Source organism: Prevotella sp. OH937_COT-195 (genome assembly GCF_003932845.1).
Taxonomy (GTDB): Bacteria; Bacteroidota; Bacteroidia; order Bacteroidales; family Bacteroidaceae; genus Prevotella.
Map to the genome: position 1 here is coordinate 18,353 of NZ_RQZH01000016.1, position 22,683 is coordinate 41,035.

Sequence of the window (22,683 nt, forward strand, 5' to 3'; positions counted from 1 at the left end):
TTCCTCATTCAAATACACGAATACGCCACACGGGGTTCCCGTTTTATATCATGGCAGGCATGAGATATGTCCTACACAAAATGCTTACACTCCGATCTTTCACGAAAGCGGCATCAAAGCACATCCCCGTATTGAAAATTCCGGAGGTATATTGTCCGTCATCCGGTTCGCCCGCATGCGCAAAACATTTACAACAATACAGTGAGCAGGAACGGCATCATCGCTTTTCTTTCAATCGTTACGAGGTGAATGCGGCATCGCAGCAGCATTTTTGAAACATGTATGACCGTATAGGTGAGCGTCGTTTCGTCCGGATACTTATTTCAGGAAATCCTCGATGCGTGCAACGATGCTCTCCGGCGCGATACCGTTGAGACAGGCATAATCACCACGGTGGCACGGCATGTTTCCGAATATACTGCACGGACGGCATGGGAGATCGGTCTGAATGAGATTTTCCCAGGGTTGATTCCAGCCATTGAAACCGGCAAACGGATGTGTCGCACCCCATATACTTACCACCGGTGTTGCCACAAGCGACGCAAGGTGCATGTTAGCACTGTCCATCGACAGCATCACGTCGAGGTGACTCATAAGTATCAATTCGTTACGGAAACCATGCAACAATCGCGGCACAACGCCGCACTGCGGCATCGCGGCAGCCCATTCGTCCATTATTCCGACCTCCTTCTCGCCTCCTCCGAACAAGAATATGCGTGCCGAAGGGTACTTTCCGAGCAACATTTCGATTACCTCACGTGTCTTTTCCAAGGGATAAACCTTGCCTGCATGAGCGGCAAAAGGAGCAACGCCAATCCATTGCCGGCACTCCTCTTTATTACCCACGGCACTCTCTATCTCCGCCATCGGACATCCCCCGGACGGGAAAAGCGAGTCGAACTTCAATTCCACGGGGTAGCCCAAGCGTTCCAACACATCGGCATATTTCTCGAACGACGACTTCTGTTGCACGAGTTTCTTTCCGTCTTTCCTTGTCAGTTCACGCCTTCCACGCCTGTTCTTGTTGATGTGTTCCACGCGGTATCGGTCAGCGTTGAACCTCATTCTCAGATAATTTGAGCGTAACACATTGTGCATGTCGGCAACGGCGGTAAAATTTTTCGCCACCAAACGTCTGTACAATGCGTTGAGTCCTTTTATCCCGTGATATTCCTTATTAAGGTCGGCACCCATAAATCCCACGTTCGGTGCAATATTCTCAAACAACGGGCGCATGAAAGAGCGACTCAGAACGGTGATGCGCAAATGCGGATATTGCCGTGCGAACGAACTCACCACGGGCACCATCATCGCCACGTCTCCGAGCGCAGAGAACCTTATAATCAATATATGTTCGGTTCTCATCAGCCTTATTTCTTGCCGTAGAGCACCGGGTTAGTGGCAGGGTCGTTATACATCTTCATCTGCCTATATACCTTCATGTATTTCCTGCCTGCCTCGATGTCCTCCAACAGTTGGTCTATGGCTGTTGACAAATCCACCTGCTGCTCCATCAGAACAGCCAGTTTCTGCGCGCATGTCGCCAAATGTTCCTGCGATGCGTCGTCTCGCTCTGCCTGTTCTCTCATGTGGTATATCTTCAGTGCCAATATGCTGAGACGGTCTATTGCCCATGCCGGACTCTCGGTATTCAGCCTTGCATCTTCCGAAGGCTTTACCTTGCCATATAATTGACGAAAATAACTGTCTATCTGTTCCACGAGATCGGTTCGGTCTTGGTTGCTCTTGTCTATCCGTCTTTTCAATAGCAATGCCTCCGCCGGGTTGATGTTCGGGTCGCGTATGATGTCTTCGTAATGCCACTGCACGGTATCAATCCAACACTTCAGGTACAGCCTGTTTTCGATTGAATCGTGTTCATACGGATTGTTGATCGGCGTATCAACATTGTCTGCAACATGGTAATCATCGATTGCCTTGTTGAAAATCTCGTTAGCGAGTTGTGTAAATGACATTTTTGATGTTTCTTTAGATTTGATGCAAATTTAAATATTTATTTCCAAACGGCAAAGTTTTTCGGTAAAAACATCAAATAGTTGCACACATTGGGGGGATATGTGCAAGAGAAACGGTTTTTTTCATTGAAATATTTGCACAAATGAATAAAAAGTTGTTTCTTTGCAGCCGATTTTCAGATATAGTGAATATTATTAACATTAAAAAAAATTACAGTTATGTCAGAAATTGAATCTAAAGTAAGGGATATCATCGTTGATAAACTCGGTGTTAACGAGGAAGAAGTTAAGCCGGAAGCAAGTTTTACAAACGACCTTGGAGCAGACTCTTTGGATACAGTGGAGTTGATCATGGAGTTCGAGAAAGAGTTCAACATCTCTATTCCTGACGATCAGGCAGAGAAGATTGGCACCGTTGGCGATGCCATAAAGTACATCGAGGACAACCAGAAATAAGATTATTTTCAATCTGATTGATAATTGATAATTGACATTTGATAATTCATAATGTTGTACACTGTGCAGCAATGCGTCAATTATCAATTATCAATTATCAATTATTTTTTTATATAAATGGAGTTAAAAAGAGTAGTAGTGACCGGACTTGGTGCAGTGACACCGGTCGGACTTAATCCCGAGGAAACATGGAACAACCTCGTGGCCGGCAAGAGCGGCGCAGGCCCCATCACTCATTTTGACCCTTCCAAGTTCAAAACCCAGTTTGCCTGCGAGGTCAAGGGTCTCGACGTAAACCAATACATCGACCGCAAAGAGGCGCGCAAGATAGACCGCTACACACAGTTGGCCCTCATCAGTGCAATTCAGGCAGTAGATGACAGCGGCATGGATTTGGAAAAGGTCGATAAAGAAAAGGTAGGAGTTATATTCGGAGTTGGCATCGGTGGTATCCAGACCTTTCAGGACGAAGTGACATACTACGGTAAGAATTTCGAGAACGGACCCAAGTTCAACCCGTTCTTCATTCCCAAAATGATAAGCGACATCGCTGCCGGTCACATCTCGATAAAATACGGTTTCCACGGTCCCAACTATGCCACGACCAGCGCTTGCGCATCTTCAACCAACGCACTTGCCGATGCTTTCAACATCATACGTCTCGGAAAAGCCAACGCAATAGTTGCAGGCGGTGCCGAGGCAGCGATATGTGAGTGCGGATTAGGCGGGTTCAATGCCATGCACGCACTATCTACACGCAACGATTCGCCCGAAACGGCAAGCCGTCCGTTCAGCGCAAGTCGCGACGGATTCGTCATGGCAGAGGGTGCAGGCTGCTTCATTCTCGAAGAATTGGAGCATGCAAAAGCACGCGGAGCGAAGATATATGCAGAGATGGTTGGCGAGGGAATGAGCGGAGACGCACACCACATCACCGCATCACACCCCGAAGGTCTCGGTGCAAAACTTGTCATGCAGGCAGCACTGAAAGACGCGAACCTCAAGCCGGAGGACATAGACTATATCAACGTACACGGCACATCGACACCCGTGGGCGATGTATCGGAGGCAAAAGCCATAAAGGATGTGTTCGGCGATGCGGCGTATAAACTGAACATCAGTTCAACCAAGTCGATGACAGGTCACCTTCTCGGCGCAGCCGGCGCGGTGGAAGCAATGGCAACGGTACTCGCAGTGAAGAACAACATCATACCGCCGACGATAAATCACAGCGATGACGACAAGGACGAGGAAATCGACTACAACCTGAATTTCACGTTCAACACGGCGCAGAAACGCGAAGTGCGTGCCGCAATGAGCAACACTTTCGGTTTCGGCGGACACAACGCATGTGTTATCTTCAAGAAATATGCTGAATAATCTGATAGACAGGATTAAGCTCCCTTTCCGCAAGGAGAAGGAGCTTTTTTCGGCTCTTTACGACATTATCGGCTTCTATCCCCGCAATATCGAACTCTACAAGACGGCACTGATGCACAAGAGCATGCGCAGCCGCAACGAGAAAGGGCGACCCATGAACAACGAGCGGCTCGAATTTCTCGGTGACGCCGTACTCGACTCGGTTGTGGGGCACATCGTATATAACCATTTCGCGCGCAAACGTGAGGGCTTCCTCACCAACACACGCTCCAAGATTGTACAGCGTGACACACTTAACCGACTTGCCGAGGAGATGGGGATAAACCGCCTGATAAAATCCTCCCACACAAACACGAGCCACAACAATTACATGGGCGGCAACGCTTTCGAGGCTCTCGTGGGCGCAATCTATCTGGACAGAGGTTACGATGCCTGCATGCGTTTCATGGAAAAGCGCATATTGACACAACTCATAAACATCGACAAAGTGGCATACAAGGAAGTCAACTTCAAGTCGAAACTGATAGAATGGAGTCAGAAGAACAAAGTAAAATTGGAATTTAAACTCGTTACCGGCAACAAGGACAAGGACGGCAACCCCACGTTCTGCTACAAGGCGGTGCTGGAAGGTGTGGATGGCGACATGGGGAAAGGATACTCCAAGAAAGAGAGTCAGCAACAAGCAAGCAAACTGACACTCAACCGCTTGCGGAAACAACCATTGTTCATAGACTCGGTGTTCGCAGCAAAGTCGGAACGAACAAAGATGGAGGAAATGCCGGTGGGAGTACCGGAGCACGAAACGAAACCCGATTTCATAATATCGAACCGTAATACTGAGACCGAAAACAATGTCGACACGGCATCCGGGAAACTCACCACACCTCATGACGAGACACGACAACACGCCGCAAAGCGTAAGGAAAGGCGGGAAGAAGAGAAAGAGTTCGACCTCTCCGACGTGTCAATAAAGGACACAGACGATGACTACGAAAAAATCATCGCGGCAGCAGAGGCGGCAGCATTTGCCGAAAACTGACAGGGAGTCGACGGTCTGAAACAAGACAAAGAACATCATTGCGCACGGCAAAACCGCCGAAATTGAAAAGCAAATTAGGCGAATTTGGTTTGTAAAACCGCCCAATTTGCTTTTCAATTTCACCGATTTCGATAATATATACATGGCGAAACATCTGCCGTTACACAATCGGATACACGCAGATTGAAAACATGTTCCGGCACAGCCTCGTCCTACTCCTTGTCGCGGTCGTAGTGCGGCATGTCGTCCGGAAGCACAAACGAGAACTCAACCAGTCCGCGCACCTCGCCGTCCTCGCGCCACGGTGTTTGGAAAATCAGTTTGCGCCGTCCTTTCTTCGTGATGGTATAGCAGTGCGGTTTGTTCTGCCCGAGCATCTCGCGCATTATTTCTTTCGACCGCTCGCTGTGGCAAGGCATCATGCTCTTTCCCACCATCGTTTCGCCGGGTTTGTTGAACGTTTCGCGCGAACGCTTGTTCATGAATATCACCTTACCCTCGGTATCCGAGACCGTTACTGCTCCTTCAATGTCTTCTGCCCATGAATATTGTTCAATGTCTTTCATAAAAGATTTTATATTTGTACGTAAAATTTTAGAGTGCAATATTACGAATAAATAATGTAATAAGCAAATTATTGCAAAGATATAATAAGGTTTCACAAAACGCGTGAGGCATAATCAAATTTTTATCCGTGTGCGGCGTTATGGTAAAGCCATGTTTTACGCCATGAATTGAGACAATATTTTATTATTATAATCATCAAACTTAAAACACTTTTTTCAACATGAGAAGATTTACTTACTTAATGCTTCTACTGTGCCTCACGGCGGTCTGTCCGCAAGTTAATGCACAAGAAGTTTACGGTTGGAATCGCAACGACTCGCAGACGCCGGAAAACACAGGGCCGTGCAAGTTCGACGTGGGCAATCCTTCATCGTTCCAACTTCTGCGAACGCACGATTTCAGCATCCGAGCCGGAGCATTTGCCGGCAAGAAGTACTATGTGCAGACATGCTCGAAAACGGGCAACGCCCCTGCTCCCATCGCTTTCGGCATCTACGATTTCGCCACCGGCACGTTCACCAAGATTGCAGACTGCGGCAGCAACGGCAAGCCGTTCTACGACATGGCGTACGACTACAAGAACGGTATAATGTACGCCTTGGGCAATGCCGGACGTGTAAGCGTTCTGCTGAAGGTAGATCTCGCCACCGGCGCAGTTACAGAAGTGGCAGAACTATACCAAGAATTCGTGGCAATGGCAGTTGACCTGCAAGGGCAGATTTACGCCGAAAACCCGTACAGCGAACTCGTGAAACTCGAAACCGACGGCAGCGAGGAGACACTGAACAGTTGTGACTACTCGGTAAAGAGCGAACTGCAGTCGATGGGGATAGACCACAAGAGCGGAAAACTATGGTGGGTAGTGCCGACAACTCGCGAAGGAACGCAACTTTTGGACATCGATCTAAACAGCGGATACAACGACAGCAACACCGAACTTGCGGGCGAAAAGCAGATTGTGGGACTTGATTTCCCTTTCTCAACCGTAAAAGAAGGGGCACCGGGAATGGTGGAAAATCTTGAGATTGTACCGGTGAGCGCAGGCTCGAAAGAGGTAGGCATAAAATTCAATGCTCCCCGTAATACCGTGGCGGGAGGAACTCTCGGAACGTTCAAGATACACTTGCTGCGCAACAACAAGGAAATATTCACAAAGGACGATGCCGCACCGGGCGAACTCGTTGTCACAAACGAGACACTCGCCGCCGACGACCTATATACATATAAGGTGTATGCCTCGAACAGCGAGGGCAAAGGCGAAGAGACGGTGAGACAAGTGTTCGTGGGCGAGGATATTCCGGATGCCGTAACCGACATACGCCTTGAAAAGCAGGCAGACGGCAAGAGTTGCAAAATATCATGGACTGCACCGGACAAAGGAATAAACGGTGGATATATACCCAACGACATAAAGTATGACGTGACACGACTGCCGGACAACACGGCAGTGGGCAAAGGCATCGGCGAAACAACGATTACGGACAACACCGTGACACGGCTCGCACGCTATCAATACCAAATCACACCTGTGGGACGCGACAAAGGCAAGACGGCATTGTCGCCATACGTCATTCTCGGAACGGCACACAACACTCCGTATATGTGCAAATTTACCGATGAGGAAATGCCGCTATGGACAATCATAGACCGCAACAACGACGGCACGACATGGAAACAACGCATGTCGAAAGAGGGAATATACTGCAGTTACAACGAGGAAAAAGCAGGCGATGACTGGATAGTGTCGCGCCCGGTGGCACTAAAAGGCAACACCAAATACAAAATTGTGGTGTCTGCTGCGGCAGCAAACCTCGAACTGACAGAGAAAATGAACCTCTTTTTCGGCAATGGCGACAAGGAGGAAAACTTGTCAAACTACAAGGAAATCGGTAAATTCGAGGTGGCAAACGAGGAGGGGAAACGTGCCGACTATGTTGCATACTACACTCCCGATGCCGACTGCAACGAGAATTTTGCAATACAGATGAGCTCCGAGCCAAACAAATTCCAACTCGAAGTGTTCAACATCATGATAAAAGAGGCATCCGAAGGAACACTGCACGGAACGGTAAAACATGAAGGAATGCCACTGCAAGAAGTGCAAATAACGCTCAAAGGCACAGAATTTGTCGCCAAAACAAATGCACAAGGGGAATGGAACATAACTAATATACCCGAAGACGACTATACGCTTGAGGCACGGAAAGAGGGCTATGCACTGCATGAACAAAACGTAAGAGTGTCGGCAGAGGAAGATGCCGACATAGAAATATCGCTCAAAAAAATAGAGAAAATAAATGCCGAAGGCAAGATAACGTATTCCGGAGGGAAAGCTCTGAAAGACGCAAAGGTGGCAATGACCGCCGTAAACGGCACCGCGGCACAAAATGAATATGTGGCATACAGCGACGGAGAAGGCAGATATATATTTGAAAACATATACGAGGGTACTTACCAACTAGTTGCAAAATGCCCGGGACTAACAGTCGAACAGCGACAGATAACCATTGCGAAAGATGCAGCAACACTGCCCGCCATAGAACTGGAAGACAAGGCCGTGGCACCACGAATGGTAAAAGTATCGGAGCATGACGGTGCGACAGAAGTGAAATGGGACATGCCGATAGACGCAGATTCTCTTTCATATCACAAGGGAGAAGGCGTGGCACACATCGGCGTTTTCTCGTTTACCGAGCGCAGCATAGTGGGCACGGTGTTCCGCAAAGACATGGCAATAACGGCCGTGAAATGGCAGACCGACGAGTTCCGCGGACCACACAAGAAGGTTGACCTTGTGGTATTCGCTCTCGATGGCGAGGGAAATCCCACAAACAACATCATCTACGAACAGAAAGATATTGCCAACACCGACAACAAATGGTGCCGATACGAACTGCCGCAGCCGCTCGTGGTAAAGGGTGGCGCGCTCGTATCGTTCCGCTACAACGGTTTCTTGAGCATGCTTGCCGATGGCGGTGAGAACGCAGGACTCGATTTCGAGCCGAACGTACACGTCGTTAACAGCGACTACCAAAACGCCGAATTCGAATATCTCGACCGGCACGACATGAAGAAGAACCTGCTGATAGGGATAGAATATGCCATGCTGAACGCCGAGGGTACGGCGATGGCAAACACCATGCAGAGGCAAAGCGGATACAAGGTGTATCGCAAAGCGGAGAAAGAAGGAGGAGAATGGCAGCATATTGCATCTACCGACACTAACGTGAGGGAGTATAAGGACACCCAGTTCGGCACGCTGCCAATGGGCTATTACAGATATGCCGTGACAAGCGTGGTGACGACGGACAAAGAGTCGGACAAGGCCGCATCGAACGTTATGGGAAAGAATATCCTCGCAAACATGACTTTCAAGCTAAAAGCAAACGCCGCAATGCCGGCATCGGCACCGGTGATAACACTGCAAGCCGACAACGAAGACGGCACGAAATTTACCGCAACGAAGAAAGAAAACGGCGAGTGGGTCATCGATGGACTGGCAAAGACGAAATACAATCTGCATGCCGAACTCGACGGATTTGAAGACATCAGCGAGTCACTTACCATAACGGGAGAAGAAACGGAGTTCCAACACGAACTCGATTTCACCGAAAGACTGCTCCCGCCATATAACTTGAAAGCGGAGAAACAAGACAAAGCCGACAGCAGATTGCTATCGTGGAATACCGATAACTATGTGTTCGACGATTTTGAATCATACGAAGCGTTTACCGTGGAGCCGGCAACGACTGAGACAAACTGGATATATTGGGACATTGACAAGGAGCCTACGGTGGAGTTTGATAACATAACGTTCAAGCACATGGGCATTCCCATGACGTTCATGGCATTCAACCCTTACGAGACGACACCCGCACTGGCATTCTTCGATGGCGGTTCGCTGCCTTATTCGGGAAGACAGTATCTTGCGTCTTTCGGCAACCGCGGGAAGGCAAACAAAGACTTGATATTCTCGCCGGTAATCAATTTCACGGGCAAGGCCGATTTCAAATTCGTTATAAAGAACTTCACGAACGCCCTCGGGGCTGCCGTAATAAGAGTGGGATACACCGAGAAAGAGTACCCTAAGACGATTGACGACATCGAATGGACAAGCGATAAGATAAACATCTCTGACCAAAAATGGCAAAAAATGTCGTTCGATGTACCGGAGAAAGCAAAGAGAATGGTGCTGCTAAACGAGACACCGCTGGGCTATTTCCTGATGATAGACAATCTTTTCGTGGGAGAAGAGGCTCCGTATGCCGACGGAACAGTGAAGAAACCGATGGTTGACAGAGCCACATACGAGGTGAAACTTGACGGAAACATAGTCGATGGCGTTGACCGGACGGGGAAAAATGTAATGCTTACGGAAATGAAAGCCGGACGGCACATTGCCGAAGTGACGGCCGTATATGAGTCGGGACGCTCGCAAACCAAGAGCATCACATTCGTAACAGAAGCCGTAACGGGCATCGACGAGGTGGGTGCGGACGGCTGTCTCGATGTGTATCTTGCCGGCAGTGGGAACACAATACATACCGGCAATGCCGTTTGCAACTGGTCGCTCTTCGACTTCAAAGGCTCGCTCGTTAAGAAAGGAGACGCTCACGACATTGACGCGACCTCACTTCCGAACGGTGTCTATATCATACTGCTCAACGGCAAGACAGGCAGCAGGAGCGTAAAGATAGTAAAGAGATAGACTTACGATGCCGAAAACATCGGTAAATGACGAAAAAACGAGCAGGAATCGCCATCGACTCCTGCTCGTTTCATTTTTTCGGACTTGTTTTCCGATGCCTTATCTTACGACAAATTTCTTCGTTGCAGAAGATGCCTTGATTACATATACACCCTTTGCAAGACCTGCGGCGGCAAAGGAAACAGTGGTGCCGGAAACCAATCTACGACCGACAACCCTGCCGTTGGCATCATAAAGTACGACCTCTGTACCTGCCGAAAGACCGGATACGTCTATCGAAGAGGCGGAAACTGCAAACGACATTGTCGCATTGTCATTGTCGACAGTCTGTACTCCGGTGACGAAATCATCGTACGGTGTAGGTGCAACCACTCCGTAGTCATCTATGTTCATTGCGAAAACAGGCCAACCCTTGTCCTTTGCAATCTTCACATCGGCCGTGGTTGCCACGTTCTTTTCAAGTTTCGGGTCTTTCTCCATGAGATAAAGTCCCTGCGGGTTCATGCCGAACCAATCATCCCACTCGTCCGAAGAGTATGCCACATAGTTTGGCAGTGCCTGCATGAAAGCGGTCATTTTCTCTCCGTTTATGTTGTTGCGCTGTATTTCTATGTTCCTCATATCGGAATTGTCAGCCAATTTTATTTCAGTGATTGCGTTGTTGTAGCAGTTCACCTCGCGCAGTTTCGCATTACCGGACAGGTCAAGTGTTCCGTTAATCATGTTGTCCCGGCATACGAGCGATACGAGTTCGGGATTCTTCGAGACATCTATCGAGTTAATATTGTTGCCCCAGCAACTGAAATCTTCCAATGCTGAGAGTCCCTTAAGGTCAATGTCTCCGAGTTTGTTGTTACCGCAATAAACCGTTTTCAGGCTCTTGCTCTTGCCTAATGACAGTTCGTCGAGTTCGTTGTCATCGCAGTACAATTGTTCAAGATCTGTCGCTTTCGACACCTCGAGTTTGGTAAGTTTGTTCGACGAACATTCCAACTTTGACATGGCACCCGTTATAACGATGTTCTTGTCGGTTATTTTGAAAGAGCCCGGCGAGTCATACTCTGCACCCGTTATCTCGACTTCTTCCTCCAACTTCATGTTGAGAGCAATGTATTCTCCAATCTCTCGCGCCGTAGTCATTGTCACCTGCGGCATGTCTTCCTCGTTATACGAAATGAAAGCGTCGTTCCATTCTTCTGCTTCTTGGTATTTGCTGAGACTTCCCGTGGGTACATAAAGGTTCATTTTGTAATTTGGGAACATCACTCCGAATGCTCCCGTCTCCACTTCCGGCGGCGTTGTAGCGCGTACATGCACCTCGTTAAGTTTTGGACAGTCGTCCATGCAGCCTACTTTCATCAACGTTACCGTTGACGGAATATAAAGTTTGAGCAGAGCCTTTGCTCCGTAACACATGCTTACTGGGAGCGTTTCCACCCCTTTGCTTATCCTCAACACCTGTAATTTCCATGCACAGTCGAATGCCGCTTTGTATATGGTCTTTACCGTTTTCGGCATGATGTATTTCACGCGTGGGTCTGCCTGCGGATATGCCACGAGTGCCGTTTCATCGGCAGTGAGAAGCACCCCGTCAACCAGTTTGAAACTTGTGTTGCCTTCTTCTATCTCGAACGATTCGAGATTCAGGCATCCTCCGAATGCCGATTCACCAATTTTGTTCAACTGTGCGTTTAGTTTCACCTTGGTTATTAACGTGCCGTAAAACGATGTCGCACCGATAGACTTCAGCGACGACGGCATGACGAAATTGCTTATCGGCGCCCTGTAAAAGGCTCTGTCCAAAATCTTCTCCACGGAATTTGGCAAATTAACCGCGGTAAGCATCGGGCAACTCATGAAAGCCCCCTTGCCAATCGTCTTCAAACCTTCGGCAAATACCACTTCTTCCAATAACGAACACTTGTTGAATGCACTCTCTCCCACTTTTTTCAAAGTGTTGGGCAACACCATTTTCTTAAGTGTTTTGCATGAATAGAACGTGTAATCCGGAAATATTCCGGTATCGTTCCCATCGTCATCTACTATGGTTACCCCCGCCATGTCAAGGTTTGCGAGGCTCGTTGTCTTTAAGAAAACTCTGAAGTCGGAGGCATTCATCTTACCGGTTATTGTAAGGTCGGTAATTGTTGCCGCCTCATCCCCCAACAGTGTGGATAATGTTCCGGGGGTGGAAACATCGACCGTCTTCGAAGTTTGTGCAATAACGGCAACAGAAGTTACCAATAACACAAGCAAAGCGTAAATATTTTTCATAAAACTTAAATACTTAAGGTTAATAATTTGTTATTCATAATACGGTTTCAAAGGTAATAATATTAATTTTATATGCAAAAAACGAAAATGCATTTAACCTTTTTTGTATTCAAGAACAGAACGGGCAGTAGTCGTTAAAGATAGTCGATAAGCATGTCCCACACTGCAATTATATGACATACGGAGCCGACAAGGACAAAGAAATGGAACACGGTGTGCATGTATTTGCGCTTGTTGAGACTGTAAAAAACGGCACCCGTGATATAGGCTGCACCCTCGACAATGAGCCATATAACCGATGTGGCACTAACGCTGCGTACAAGCGGTCCGAAAGCGACAAGCACCGACAGTCCCATAAGTACGAAACATACGGTTTCCACGATACTGTGTTCTCTCAGTTTGCAGAAACTCACAATCGTTCCGGCTATCGCGGCAAGCCATATAAACGAGAAAAGTGTCCAGCCCCAGTAACCTTCCTGACGCAGTGCCACCAACGTTATGGGCGAATAACTGCCTGCTATGTGCCAATATATTGCGGCATGATCCCATTTTCGCAGCCGTTCTTTCCATTTCGACCATGCACTCAGACTATGATATACCGTGCTCGCGATGTATGACATCAACATTCCAAAGAGATACAGTATTATGCCTGCCGTTGCCCACCCGTTGCCTTTTGCAAAGCACATATACAGGAATATGCACCCCGTGACGATACCTATAAAGATGCCGGCGGCATGGCTCCAACTATTCCATATCTCTTCTTTATGGTTAAAGAAAATTCTTCTCATTCTTCTTTTTTATGGCGATGCCGGTGCAGTGGACGGCTGTTCGGAGTTTGTTTCGACCGCCGGAACTTCGTGTGTTGCCGCAGGTGTATTGTTCGGCGTTGGTTCCGTCTCGTCGTGCTCACTCTCTCCCGTTGTACCGTCGCCCTCTTCTTCTGCCGCCACATACTTGTTTGCTCTTATCGCTTCCTGTTGTTTCTCGCGCGACAGTTGCTTTCCCGACTTGTCGAAACCGAGCAATGCGCGCCGCTTTCCGGTCGTTTTGTCAATCACGGAAACGAAGAAGAGATCGCCCTCGCGTGTGACATACCCTTGTGCCAGTGCTTCGATGGTAAGATTTACGGTGTTCATTCTGTACAAGCCCTGCATCGCCTTTCCGTCCTGCCCCGTCGGCATCACCGTCGCGGTAAGTATAATAAACTCGTTGTCCGGCGACAACACAGCCTCGTTTATGCCTGCATTTATGTCGTTGTCGTTGTAGTATATCGCGGTTTCCTCCGTCAGACTGCCAAACGTTACCTCATCGAGACGTTTCGTTACGCCGTCAAACTTGTAAAGATGTCCTCCGTTAAGGTAGAACATACAATGCCGTCGTTTGTCTGGAAACTTTGCCACGAAACCCGTTCCCGATGGCAGTTTCTGTTCCATGCTGTCAATTGCCCCGCTCACGGCGAGCGACTCTCCTTTGCCCGTTGTTCGCGAAGAACATGTTGACAGCGCGACAATCATTATCGCGACGAGCATGCACGCCGCCGCCGTTACGCCTATAACCCACAGGCGTTTTTCCCCTTCTTTCCCTTTAATTTGCTTTGTGTCCATTTATTTTGATTTTTGTGATCCTTGAAGATACCGCTTACGCAGCAATACCATCGTTACATGCAGAAACATGTTATGCTCCGGCATGGTCGTCATCGGCATTCAATGTCAGTCGGCTATTGTAAAATCGAGTTGTCGTTTCTCGATGTTCGCTCTTGACACCATTATGCGTATCGGGTCGCCGAGTTGGTATTTGTGATGCCTTCTGCGTCCCACGAGCATGTAGTTTTTCTCGTCGAAATCGTAATAATCGTCGTCAAGGTCGTGCATTGAAATCATTCCCTCGCAGTGGTTCTCGTCTATTTCGGCATATATCCCGTAACTCGTTATTCCGCTGATGTGTGCATCGTACTCGTTTCCTATTTTGTCTTCCATGAACTCAACCATCTTATATTTGATTGAGTCCCGTTCTGCCTGCTGTGCCAGTGCTTCCATGTCGCTTGCGTGCTCGCACAGTTCCTCGTAGTGATCTTTGTTTGCCGAGCGCGCACCCTGTTGGTAACGTGTAAGCAGTCGGTGTACCATCAAGTCCGGAAAACGTCGTATCGGCGATGTGAAATGCGTGTAGTGGTCGAATGCCAGTCCGTAGTGTCCTATGTTATACACGCTGTACTTTGCTTTCATCATCGCCCTAAGTGCCACCATCTCTATTACATTCTGCTCCCGTTTTCCGCTGATGTCGTCCATCAGTTGGTTCAACGAGCGCGATATTTGCCCTTTCGTTCCCGCCGTCTTTATCTTATATCCGAATTTGGTTATAAACTTCGACAGGTTATCCAGTTTTATCGGATCCGGCCGGTCGTGTATTCTGTACACCAATGTCTTGGCTTTCTTTACTTTCTCCGTCTTCCCTATGCTCTCCGCCACTGTTCTATTGGCAAGCAGCATGAACTCCTCGATGAGTTTGTTTGCGTCTTTCGATTTTTTGTAGAACACCTTTGTAGGTTTTCCTTGCTCGTCAATATCGAAATGAAGTTCCTCCCGGTCGAACTTTACCGCACCGTCCTTGAAACGCTTTTCACGCAGTTTCTTTGCCAGTGCGTCGAGCAACAGCAGTCCGCATGCAAGTTGTGGAGACACCTTTACATCGCCGCAATCTACCGGTTTGTCGGTCTTTGCCTCCGCAAGGTTTATCACTTTTACCGGCGATGGTTGTCCCGTTCCGTCCTTCACTCCGTTCTTCTCCAATATGTCCTGCACCTCTCCGTATGCGAAACGGTGGTCGCTCTTTATCACGGTGTGTACCAGTCGCCACGATTTTATTTTCGCCTCGTTGTCGAGCACGAACACAACGCTGTAACATAATTTTTCCTCTCCGGGGCGCAGCGAGCAGATAAAGTTGCACAGACGTTCGGGAAGCATCGGTATCGTTCGGTCAACGAGATATACGCTCGTAGCCCTCTTGAATGCCTCTTTGTCTATTATCGAGTTTTCCCTTACATAGTGCGACACATCGGCAATGTGTACTCCCACTTCCCATCCGTCGTTAGTCTGCCTTATGCTCAGCGCGTCGTCGAAGTCTTTGGCATCGTAAGGGTCTATGGTGCATGTCATTACATCGCGGAAATCCTCGCGGCGTGCAATCTCTTCGGCACTTATTTCGGCATCTATTTTTACTGCCGCATTCTCCACGTTCTTGGGATATTTGTAGGGAAGTCCGTACTGTGCGAGTATTGCGTGCATCTCGGTGTTGTTGTCTCCCGCCTTTCCGAGTACGTCAACCACCTCTCCCACGAGGTTTTTATCGTCTTTCGAGGGCCAGTGTGTCACTCTCACAACCGCCTTGTCTCCTGTCTTTCCCCCTTTCAACTTTCGCTTCGGGATAAATATGTCGTGTACGAAAATGTTAGAGTCGCTTATAAGGAATGCGAAATCCTGCTCTACCTTGAGCCGTCCCACGAACTCGTCGTGTGCGCGCTTTATAATCTCTATTACCATCGCCTCTTTCATGTGCCTCTCCCGGCGTGCCATCATCGTTACCTTAACGCGGTCGCCGGTAAGTGCGAACATCGAGTTGCGTTCCGCCACGAACACCGCCTTGTCGGAACCGTCGGCAATGAACGAGTTTTTGCCGTTGGCCTTACGTACAAACGTTCCCTCCACGGTCTGTCCCTGCGTGTTAAGCCGATACGAACTGTCCGACACTTTACAGAGATGATCGTCCCACGCCATCTCCTCCATTATGTCTATCGCGAGCATCTTCTCGGGATGATTCTTAAGATGCAGTAGTTTGAATATCTGCTTGAAACTGAAAGTTTCGTTAGGATTTGTGTTGAACAACGTGGAAAGCATTTCCACCAGTCTCCTCTTGGTAAGACGTTTACCTCTCTCTTTTCCATTTGCCATAAGCCGATATAGTTGATAACCAAATGCGAAGTTAATGATTTTTTCCGACTTCGTGACAAAACATCTAATTTATTTCACTTTTTCCCGAAAAAAAAGGTGTTTTTAATGTTATTGCAACAAAATTGATTTTTTATAATTAACTTTGCAGCCATGAAAATTCTGATAACAGGAGCAACAGGGTTCATAGGAAGTTTCATTGTTGAAGAAGCATTGAGCCGGGGCTTGGAGACATGGGCTGCCGTGAGAACGAGCAGTTCAACAAAATATCTTGCCGACCCGCGCATCAATTTCGTCACGCTAAATCTCGACAGCGAGGAACAGATGCGCAAAGCACTCGCACCCCACCGTTTCGATTATGTGGTGCATGCCGCCGGAGTGACAAAGTGCATCGACCGCAACGACTTCTTCCGCGTGAACACCGAAGGTACAAAGAACCTCGTGAGGGCACTCATGTCGCTCGACATGCCGTTGAAGAAATTCGTATATCTCAGCAGCCTGAGTGTGTTCGGACCGGCACGCGAGGAACTTCCCTACCGGGAGATAACCGCCGCCGACACCCCCGTGCCAAACACCGCATACGGACAGAGCAAACTGGCGGCAGAGCATTTCATCGAACAGCAGTCGTCGCTGCCATACGTTATACTGCGCCCGACGGGAGTATACGGCCCGCGCGAACGCGACTACTTTATGATGGCAAAAAGCATAAAGAACCACATAGACTTTGCCGTTGGCTACCGTCCGCAGATAATCACGTTCGTGTATGTGTCCGATGTGGTGCAGGCAGTGTTCCTCGCAATGGAACGCGGAACGGCAGGTGGCAGATATTTCCTTACCGACGGATGTTGCTACTCGTCGCAAATGTTCAGCAACCTGCTAAAAAAACATCTCGGCGTAAACGGTTTGCTGCGCATCAAGGCACCTCTGGCCGTGCTGCGGGCGGCAACGTTCATCGGCGAGAGATACGGCAAAATAACAAACAAAATAACAGCCCTCAACGATGATAAATATAACATAATGCGGCAACGCAACTGGCTATGCGACATAAACCCGGCACGCGAAGAACTCGGATACCGTCCCTCGGTGGAACTTGACGAGGGGGTACGCCGCTCGGTGGAATGGTACAAGGAGAATAAATGGATTTAAAAAACAGATGAACAAAATAAAGAAATACCTCTCCACGGAGAAACCGCTCAAAGGACTAATGGCGGTGGAATGGGTGGTAACGGCATACCTCGTGCTTACCACAATAGTGATACTCTTTTGCTACACCGATGCAGTAAACCCCGTGGCAATGCTCACGGGACGAGCGCGAGTGGTTGCAACGACCGCCGCGCTGTGGTTCATATACAGACTGTGGCCGTGCCGCATGACACGCTTTCTGCGCATTGCGGCGCAGATGGCACTGCTCTCGTGGTGGTATCCCGACACCTACGAGATAAACCGCATGTTCCCCAATCTCGACCATGTTTTTGCCGAATGGGAGCAATCGTTGTTCGGATTTCAGCCCGCCTTGCTGTTTCACGAAGCGATGCCGGGGAGCATCTTCAGCGAACTTATGGATCTCGGTTACGCCTCTTATTACCCGATGATATTCCTCGTGGTGCTGTTCTATTTCGTGGCACGTTACGACGAGTTTCACAATGCGGCGTTCGTGGTACTCGGGTCGTTCTTCCTTTATTACGTTATTTTCATCTTCGTGCCGGTGGTGGGACCCACTTTCTACTACCACGCCGTTGGTATCGACCAAATCTCCAACGGCATTTTCCCCGACCTCGGCACCTACTTCAACAACCATCAGGAATGTTTGCCGTCGCCGGGAGACACAGACGGAGTGTTCTATCGCTTCGTGGAGTCGGCCAAAGAAGCCGGCGAACGCCCAACGGCAGCCTTCCCCAGCAGTCATGTGGGGTGCAGCACGGTGTTGATGTTGCTGGCATGGCACTCCAAGAAGCGATGGCTCGTGTGGACGCTCATGCCATTCTACGTACTGCTGTGTTTCTCAACGGTATATATACAGGCACACTATGCCATCGATGCCTTTGCCGGTCTCGCAACAGGCGTTGTCTTCTATTTCATGCTTTACGCCCTGTCAAAACGCGTATGCAAATGAAAGGCAACGCCGCATGGCACATGCGGTAACGCAATTTCGGCGGTTTTGCCGACCAAAACGGGCGAAATTGCAAAACAAAACCGCCGAAATTGATAATCAAAACAGGCAGAATTGTTTTTGAAAAAACAACCTGTGGTGTTTTCATTGGCAATAAACGGAAAAAGAGGAATAGTCCAAATATATTTACGATTGTCACACACCGCCTTTGCAAATATGCTGAAGCGTTGGTTAAAAGGTGGAAATTAAGAAAGAAAATCCTTTGTTTTTTTCCTTATTTACACTATCTTTGCAGGCAGATTTGTAAAGAACAAAGAAATAAATCATAACGATACATGACGGAATACGATTTCAGAGCCATTGAAAAGAAATGGCAGGCGCGATGGGTTGAACAAAAAACATATCGTGTAACGGAGGATAAAGACAAGAAAAAACTATATGTACTCAACATGTTTCCGTACCCGTCGGGAGCGGGACTTCACGTCGGGCACCCCTTGGGATACATCGCAAGCGACATATATGCACGCTTCAAGCGTCTCGAAGGTTTCAATGTTCTAAACCCGATGGGATATGATGCCTACGGACTTCCTGCCGAACAGTATGCCATACAGACAGGACAGCACCCGGCAATAACGACCGAGAACAACATAAAACGCTATCGGGAACAACTCGACAAAATAGGATTTTGCTTCGACTGGGAGCGAGAAGTACGCACCTGCGAGCCGGGGTATTACAAGTGGACACAGTGGGCTTTCGTCAAGATGTTCGGCTCTTTTTACAGCAATCGCCCTCTTGACGAGAACGACAGTGACCACACACCAAAGGCAAGGGACATGGGCACGCTGGAAGAATATTTCCGAAAGCACGGCACCGACGGACTGGAAAAGTATGGCGTGGCATGTTCGGAAGAACAGGAATTTACCGCCGACGAGTGGAACGCATGGGACGAAAAGCGACAGCAGGAAGTTCTGATGAACTACCGCATAGCATATCTCGGAGAAACAATGGTAAACTGGTGCTCCGAACTCGGCACTGTGCTTGCCAACGACGAGGTTGTAGACGGCGTGAGCGTGCGCGGCGGCTATCCCGTTGTGCAGAAAAAGATGCGGCAGTGGTGTCTGCGTGTGTCGGCATACGCACAAAGACTGCTCGACGGATTGGACACCGTGGATTGGACAGAGGCGCTGAAAGAGACGCAAAAAAACTGGATCGGGCGCAGCGAAGGAGCCGAGGTGGAGTTCCGGGTGAAAGACTCCGACCGCTCGTTTACCATCTTCACCACACGCGCCGACACCATGTTCGGCGTGACATTCATGGTACTTGCTCCGGAGAGCGAACTTGTAAACGTACTTACCACCGACAATCGGCGCAAGGAAGTGGAAGAATATGTGGCATACGTAAAGAAACGCACCGAGCGCGACCGTATCTCCGACAAGAAAGTTACCGGAGTTTTCTCCGGCTCGTATGCCGTAAACCCGCTTACCGACGAACCCGTACCGATATGGATTTCGGAATATGTACTCGCCGGATACGGCACCGGCGCAATAATGGCAGTACCGGCACACGACTCTCGCGATTATGCTTTCGCCCGACATTTCGGGCTTCCCATATTGCCGTTGATAGAAGGAGCGGATGTGTCGGAAGAGAGTTTCGACGCAAAGGAAGGCATTGTGTGCAACTCCTCGTCGGAGAAACTGTCGCTCAACGGACTTACCGTTAAGGAGGCTGTCGAAAAGACAAAGCAATATGTAACGGAACATGACATGGGACGGGTGAAGGTGAACTTCCGCCTGCGCGATGCAATTTTCTCGCGGCAAAGATATTGGGGCGAGCCGTTCCCGGCATACTACAAAGACGGCATGCCGTACATGATACCCGAAAAATGCCTGCCGCTGGAACTGCCGGAAATAGACCAATATAAACCCACCGACGATGGACAACCGCCTCTGGGACGTGCCAAACGATGGGCATGGGACACCAAGTCAGATTCCATAGTTGACAATACGATGATTGACAACACCACGGTTTTCCCGCTCGAACTGAACACCATGCCCGGATTTGCAGGCTCAAGCGCATACTATTTGCGATATATGGATCCGTCGAACAACAACGAATTGGTGGGCAGGAAAGTCAACGAATACTGGCAGAATGTTGACCTTTATGTAGGCGGAACGGAGCATGCCACGGGGCATCTGATATACTCCCGGTTTTGGAATAAGTTCCTTTTCGACATCGGGGTGTCGTGCAAGGAAGAACCATACGACAAACTAATAAACCAAGGAATGATACAGGGACGAAGCAACTTCGTTTATCGCGACAACACGGCAACTGCCGAAAAGGGGCATCCGGTGTTCGTATCGCTCAACCTGAAGAAAGACTGCAAGGACGTTACACCAATACATGTTGACGTGAACATTGTATCGAACGACATTCTCGACACCGGGGCTTTCAAGGCATGGCGACCCGAATATGCCGATGCAGAGTTTGTTCTCGAGGACGGGAAATATGTATGCGGCTGGGCGATAGAGAAGATGTCGAAGTCGATGTACAACGTTGTCAACCCCGACATGATAGTAGATAAATACGGCGCCGACACGCTACGGCTCTACGAGATGTTCCTCGGACCGGTGGAACAATCGAAACCCTGGGACACAAACGGCATCGACGGATGCCACCGTTTCCTGAAAAAATTCTGGAATCTTGCAGACAACGTCATCACCGCAACAGAGCCTTCCGCCGCCACGAAGGAATCGATGAAGAGTCTGCACAAACTGATAAAGAAGGTTTCGCAGGACATTCCGCTCTTCTCTTACAACACGAGCATCTCGGCATTCATGATATGCGTGAACGAACTTTCACAGCAAAAATGCACCGATCGCGAAGTGATAAAAAGCCTCGCCGTGCTAATTGCACCGTTCGCACCGCACATCGCAGAGGAAATTTGGGAACGGCTGGGACAGCAGGGAAGCATCTGCGATGCGGCATGGCCTGCGTTCGACGAGAAATATCTTACGGAAAGCAGCGTGACAATGGGCATCGCTTTCAACGGCAAACGACGCTTTGAGATGCAGTTTGCTGCCGATGCCGGCAACGATTTCATAGAAGAGACAGTAAGAAACGATGAGAGAACGGCGAAATACACCGATGGAAAGAAAATCGTAAAGGTAATCATCGTACCAAAGAGAATGGTCAACATCGTTCTCGGATAAACTGTATAGAAAAAACGGAAATAAATAAAAAAAACATAAACAATGATGATGAACAAAACACTAATAAGGGCAGAGATGAGGGACTACATAGGAATAACCCTCGCCCTCATACTGTATTCCTTCGGGTTCACGTTCTTTCTCATGCCCTACAACATAGTTACGGGTGGCGTGGCGGGTATCGCCGCAATCGTGTATTATGCCACGTCGTTCCCCAACTCGTACACATATTTCCTCATCAATGCATCATTGCTGATAATGGCATTGAAGATACTCGGAGTGAAGTTCCTTATGAAAACGATATATGCCACGTTCATGCTGTCGTTCCTCTTGTGGCTAATGAAGGACATAGCACCCGTGGATGAAGCCGGCAACATGATAAAGATACTCGGCGAAGGACAGGATTTCATGTCGCTGCTCGTGGGATGTCTCATGACGGGAACGGCACTCGGACTGACATTTCTGTATAACGGCAGCACGGGAGGAACAGACATTATCGCGGCATCTGTCAACAAATATCGCGATTTCTCGTTGGGAACGGTGCTCATATTCGTGGATTTCATAATCATAGGCAGTTGTATCTTCATACCAAAGTTCGGTCCTTTCATTGACCGAATGACAATGGTGGTATTCGGTTTCTGCACCATGATTATCGAGAACTTCATGCTCGACTATATAATGAATCGCCAGAGACAGTCGGTTCAGTTTATGATATTCTCAAAGAAATATGACGAAATATCCAAAGCACTTGCCGAAGAAACCGACCACACGCTGACACTGCTCGACGGTCACGGGTGGTACACCGGCAACAAAGTAAAGGTAATCGTGATGCTTGCAAAGAAGAGCGAGAGCGTGATAATATTCCGAATAGTGAAAATGATAGACCCCAACGCATTTGTAAGCCAGAGTGCCGTGATAGGCGTTTTCGGTGAGGGATTCGACAAGATAAAGGTAAAAATAAAAAAGAAACATCTTGAAAAGAGTTCCAAAACGCTTGAACAAGAAACAGAACAAGAAGACTGA

16 protein-coding genes are annotated in these 22,683 nt (G+C 48.6%); 9 read left to right on the forward strand and 7 right to left on the reverse strand.

Annotated features, from left to right (window positions below):
• Nucleotides 1-80 precede the first annotated feature (80 nt).
• A complete protein-coding gene (locus EII32_RS07330; RefSeq protein WP_125234785.1) occupies nt 81-275 on the forward strand; it encodes a hypothetical protein in 195 nt (64 codons plus the stop codon).
• Between the two features lie 43 nt (nt 276-318).
• On the opposite strand, the gene EII32_RS07335 is transcribed toward EII32_RS07330, so the two are convergent.
• Together EII32_RS07335 and EII32_RS07340 are read right to left on the reverse strand one after the other, a co-directional pair.
• Nucleotides 319-1,365 carry a glycosyltransferase family 9 protein gene (locus tag EII32_RS07335; RefSeq protein WP_125234786.1) on the reverse strand — a complete coding sequence of 349 codons (1,047 nt, stop codon included), beginning with the start codon at nt 1,363-1,365 and terminating at the stop codon, nt 319-321.
• 5 nt (nt 1,366-1,370) lie between these two features.
• Complete coding sequence (locus EII32_RS07340; protein WP_125234787.1) at nt 1,371-1,976, reverse strand: DUF4254 domain-containing protein; 606 nt, start codon at nt 1,974-1,976, stop codon at nt 1,371-1,373.
• A 219-nt stretch (nt 1,977-2,195) separates the two neighbouring features.
• Between EII32_RS07340 and EII32_RS07345 the strand changes: the two genes are divergently transcribed.
• The 3 genes from EII32_RS07345 to rnc all read left to right on the forward strand — a co-directional run bounded on the left by EII32_RS07345 (nt 2,196) and on the right by rnc (nt 4,851).
• Entirely contained in the window at nt 2,196-2,432 is a 237-nt protein-coding gene (locus tag EII32_RS07345) for an acyl carrier protein (RefSeq protein ID WP_125234788.1), read from the forward strand.
• Nucleotides 2,433-2,549: 117 nt separating this feature from the next.
• Nucleotides 2,550-3,812 (forward strand): beta-ketoacyl-ACP synthase II, encoded by a 1,263-nt coding sequence (fabF, locus tag EII32_RS07350; protein WP_125234789.1) that lies wholly within the window; start codon nt 2,550-2,552, stop codon nt 3,810-3,812.
• Nucleotides 3,802-4,851 carry a ribonuclease III gene (gene rnc, locus EII32_RS07355; protein WP_125234790.1) on the forward strand — a complete coding sequence of 350 codons (1,050 nt, stop codon included), beginning with the start codon at nt 3,802-3,804 and terminating at the stop codon, nt 4,849-4,851. Before fabF ends, rnc begins: the two co-directional genes overlap by 11 nt.
• Nucleotides 4,852-5,063: 212 nt before the next feature.
• On the opposite strand, the gene EII32_RS07360 is transcribed toward rnc, so the two are convergent.
• Nucleotides 5,064-5,417 carry a PAS domain-containing protein gene (locus EII32_RS07360; protein WP_233582344.1) on the reverse strand — a complete coding sequence of 118 codons (354 nt, stop codon included), beginning with the start codon at nt 5,415-5,417 and terminating at the stop codon, nt 5,064-5,066.
• 221 nt (nt 5,418-5,638) lie between these two features.
• On the opposite strand from EII32_RS07360, the gene EII32_RS07365 reads away from it, so the two are divergent.
• The gene (locus EII32_RS07365) at nt 5,639-10,126 is read left to right on the forward strand and encodes a carboxypeptidase regulatory-like domain-containing protein (protein WP_125234791.1); all 4,488 of its coding nucleotides are present in this window, start codon (nt 5,639-5,641) and stop codon (nt 10,124-10,126) included.
• A 99-nt stretch (nt 10,127-10,225) separates the two neighbouring features.
• On the opposite strand, the gene EII32_RS07370 is transcribed toward EII32_RS07365, so the two are convergent.
• From EII32_RS07370 to EII32_RS07385, 4 genes are all read right to left on the reverse strand, one after another.
• Nucleotides 10,226-12,400, reverse strand: a complete 2,175-nt coding sequence (locus tag EII32_RS07370; protein ID WP_125234792.1) for a leucine-rich repeat protein — start codon at nt 12,398-12,400, stop codon at nt 10,226-10,228.
• A 134-nt stretch (nt 12,401-12,534) separates the two neighbouring features.
• Nucleotides 12,535-13,188, reverse strand: coding sequence for a PAQR family membrane homeostasis protein TrhA (gene trhA / locus EII32_RS07375; protein ID WP_125234793.1), 654 nt, complete (start codon nt 13,186-13,188; stop codon nt 12,535-12,537).
• Nucleotides 13,189-13,197: 9 nt separating this feature from the next.
• Nucleotides 13,198-14,004 carry a hypothetical protein gene (locus EII32_RS07380; protein ID WP_125234794.1) on the reverse strand — a complete coding sequence of 269 codons (807 nt, stop codon included), beginning with the start codon at nt 14,002-14,004 and terminating at the stop codon, nt 13,198-13,200.
• 105 nt (nt 14,005-14,109) lie between these two features.
• The gene (locus tag EII32_RS07385; protein WP_125234795.1) at nt 14,110-16,347 is read right to left on the reverse strand and encodes a ribonuclease R family protein; all 2,238 of its coding nucleotides are present in this window, start codon (nt 16,345-16,347) and stop codon (nt 14,110-14,112) included.
• A 150-nt stretch (nt 16,348-16,497) separates the two neighbouring features.
• Here EII32_RS07385 and EII32_RS07390 point away from each other — a divergent pair, with 150 nt between their 5' ends.
• The 4 genes from EII32_RS07390 to EII32_RS07405 all read left to right on the forward strand — a co-directional run bounded on the left by EII32_RS07390 (nt 16,498) and on the right by EII32_RS07405 (nt 22,683).
• Complete coding sequence (locus EII32_RS07390; RefSeq protein WP_125234796.1) at nt 16,498-17,490, forward strand: NAD-dependent epimerase/dehydratase family protein; 993 nt, start codon at nt 16,498-16,500, stop codon at nt 17,488-17,490.
• Between the two features lie 7 nt (nt 17,491-17,497).
• Nucleotides 17,498-18,457, forward strand: coding sequence for a phosphatase PAP2 family protein (locus tag EII32_RS07395; protein WP_125234797.1), 960 nt, complete (start codon nt 17,498-17,500; stop codon nt 18,455-18,457).
• Nucleotides 18,458-18,789: 332 nt separating this feature from the next.
• On the forward strand, nt 18,790-21,663 hold the full coding sequence (gene leuS, locus EII32_RS07400) for a leucine--tRNA ligase (RefSeq protein ID WP_125234798.1): 2,874 nt from the start codon (nt 18,790-18,792) through the stop codon (nt 21,661-21,663).
• 42 nt (nt 21,664-21,705) lie between these two features.
• Nucleotides 21,706-22,683: a YitT family protein gene (locus EII32_RS07405; RefSeq protein ID WP_125234799.1), complete on the forward strand. Its 978-nt coding sequence runs from the start codon at nt 21,706-21,708 to the stop codon at nt 22,681-22,683.

Bases quoted from the DNA above. Each gene is read 5' to 3' on its own strand.
- EII32_RS07405 (WP_125234799.1), top strand. From the start codon at position 21,706: ATGATGATGAACAAAACACTAATAAGGGCAGAGATGAGGGACTACATA.
- EII32_RS07365 (WP_125234791.1), top strand. From the start codon at position 5,639: ATGAGAAGATTTACTTACTTAATGCTTCTACTGTGCCTCACGGCGGTC.
- EII32_RS07330 (WP_125234785.1), top strand. From the start codon at position 81: ATGCTTACACTCCGATCTTTCACGAAAGCGGCATCAAAGCACATCCCC.
- EII32_RS07335 (WP_125234786.1), bottom strand. From the start codon at position 1,365: ATGAGAACCGAACATATATTGATTATAAGGTTCTCTGCGCTCGGAGAC.
- leuS (WP_125234798.1), top strand. From the start codon at position 18,790: ATGACGGAATACGATTTCAGAGCCATTGAAAAGAAATGGCAGGCGCGA.
- rnc (WP_125234790.1), top strand. From the start codon at position 3,802: ATGCTGAATAATCTGATAGACAGGATTAAGCTCCCTTTCCGCAAGGAG.
- EII32_RS07385 (WP_125234795.1), bottom strand. From the start codon at position 16,347: ATGGCAAATGGAAAAGAGAGAGGTAAACGTCTTACCAAGAGGAGACTG.
- EII32_RS07380 (WP_125234794.1), bottom strand. From the start codon at position 14,004: ATGGACACAAAGCAAATTAAAGGGAAAGAAGGGGAAAAACGCCTGTGG.
- EII32_RS07345 (WP_125234788.1), top strand. From the start codon at position 2,196: ATGTCAGAAATTGAATCTAAAGTAAGGGATATCATCGTTGATAAACTC.
- EII32_RS07340 (WP_125234787.1), bottom strand. From the start codon at position 1,976: ATGTCATTTACACAACTCGCTAACGAGATTTTCAACAAGGCAATCGAT.
- EII32_RS07395 (WP_125234797.1), top strand. From the start codon at position 17,498: ATGAACAAAATAAAGAAATACCTCTCCACGGAGAAACCGCTCAAAGGA.
- EII32_RS07390 (WP_125234796.1), top strand. From the start codon at position 16,498: ATGAAAATTCTGATAACAGGAGCAACAGGGTTCATAGGAAGTTTCATT.
- trhA (WP_125234793.1), bottom strand. From the start codon at position 13,188: ATGAGAAGAATTTTCTTTAACCATAAAGAAGAGATATGGAATAGTTGG.
- EII32_RS07360 (WP_233582344.1), bottom strand. From the start codon at position 5,417: ATGAAAGACATTGAACAATATTCATGGGCAGAAGACATTGAAGGAGCA.
- EII32_RS07370 (WP_125234792.1), bottom strand. From the start codon at position 12,400: ATGAAAAATATTTACGCTTTGCTTGTGTTATTGGTAACTTCTGTTGCC.
- fabF (WP_125234789.1), top strand. From the start codon at position 2,550: ATGGAGTTAAAAAGAGTAGTAGTGACCGGACTTGGTGCAGTGACACCG.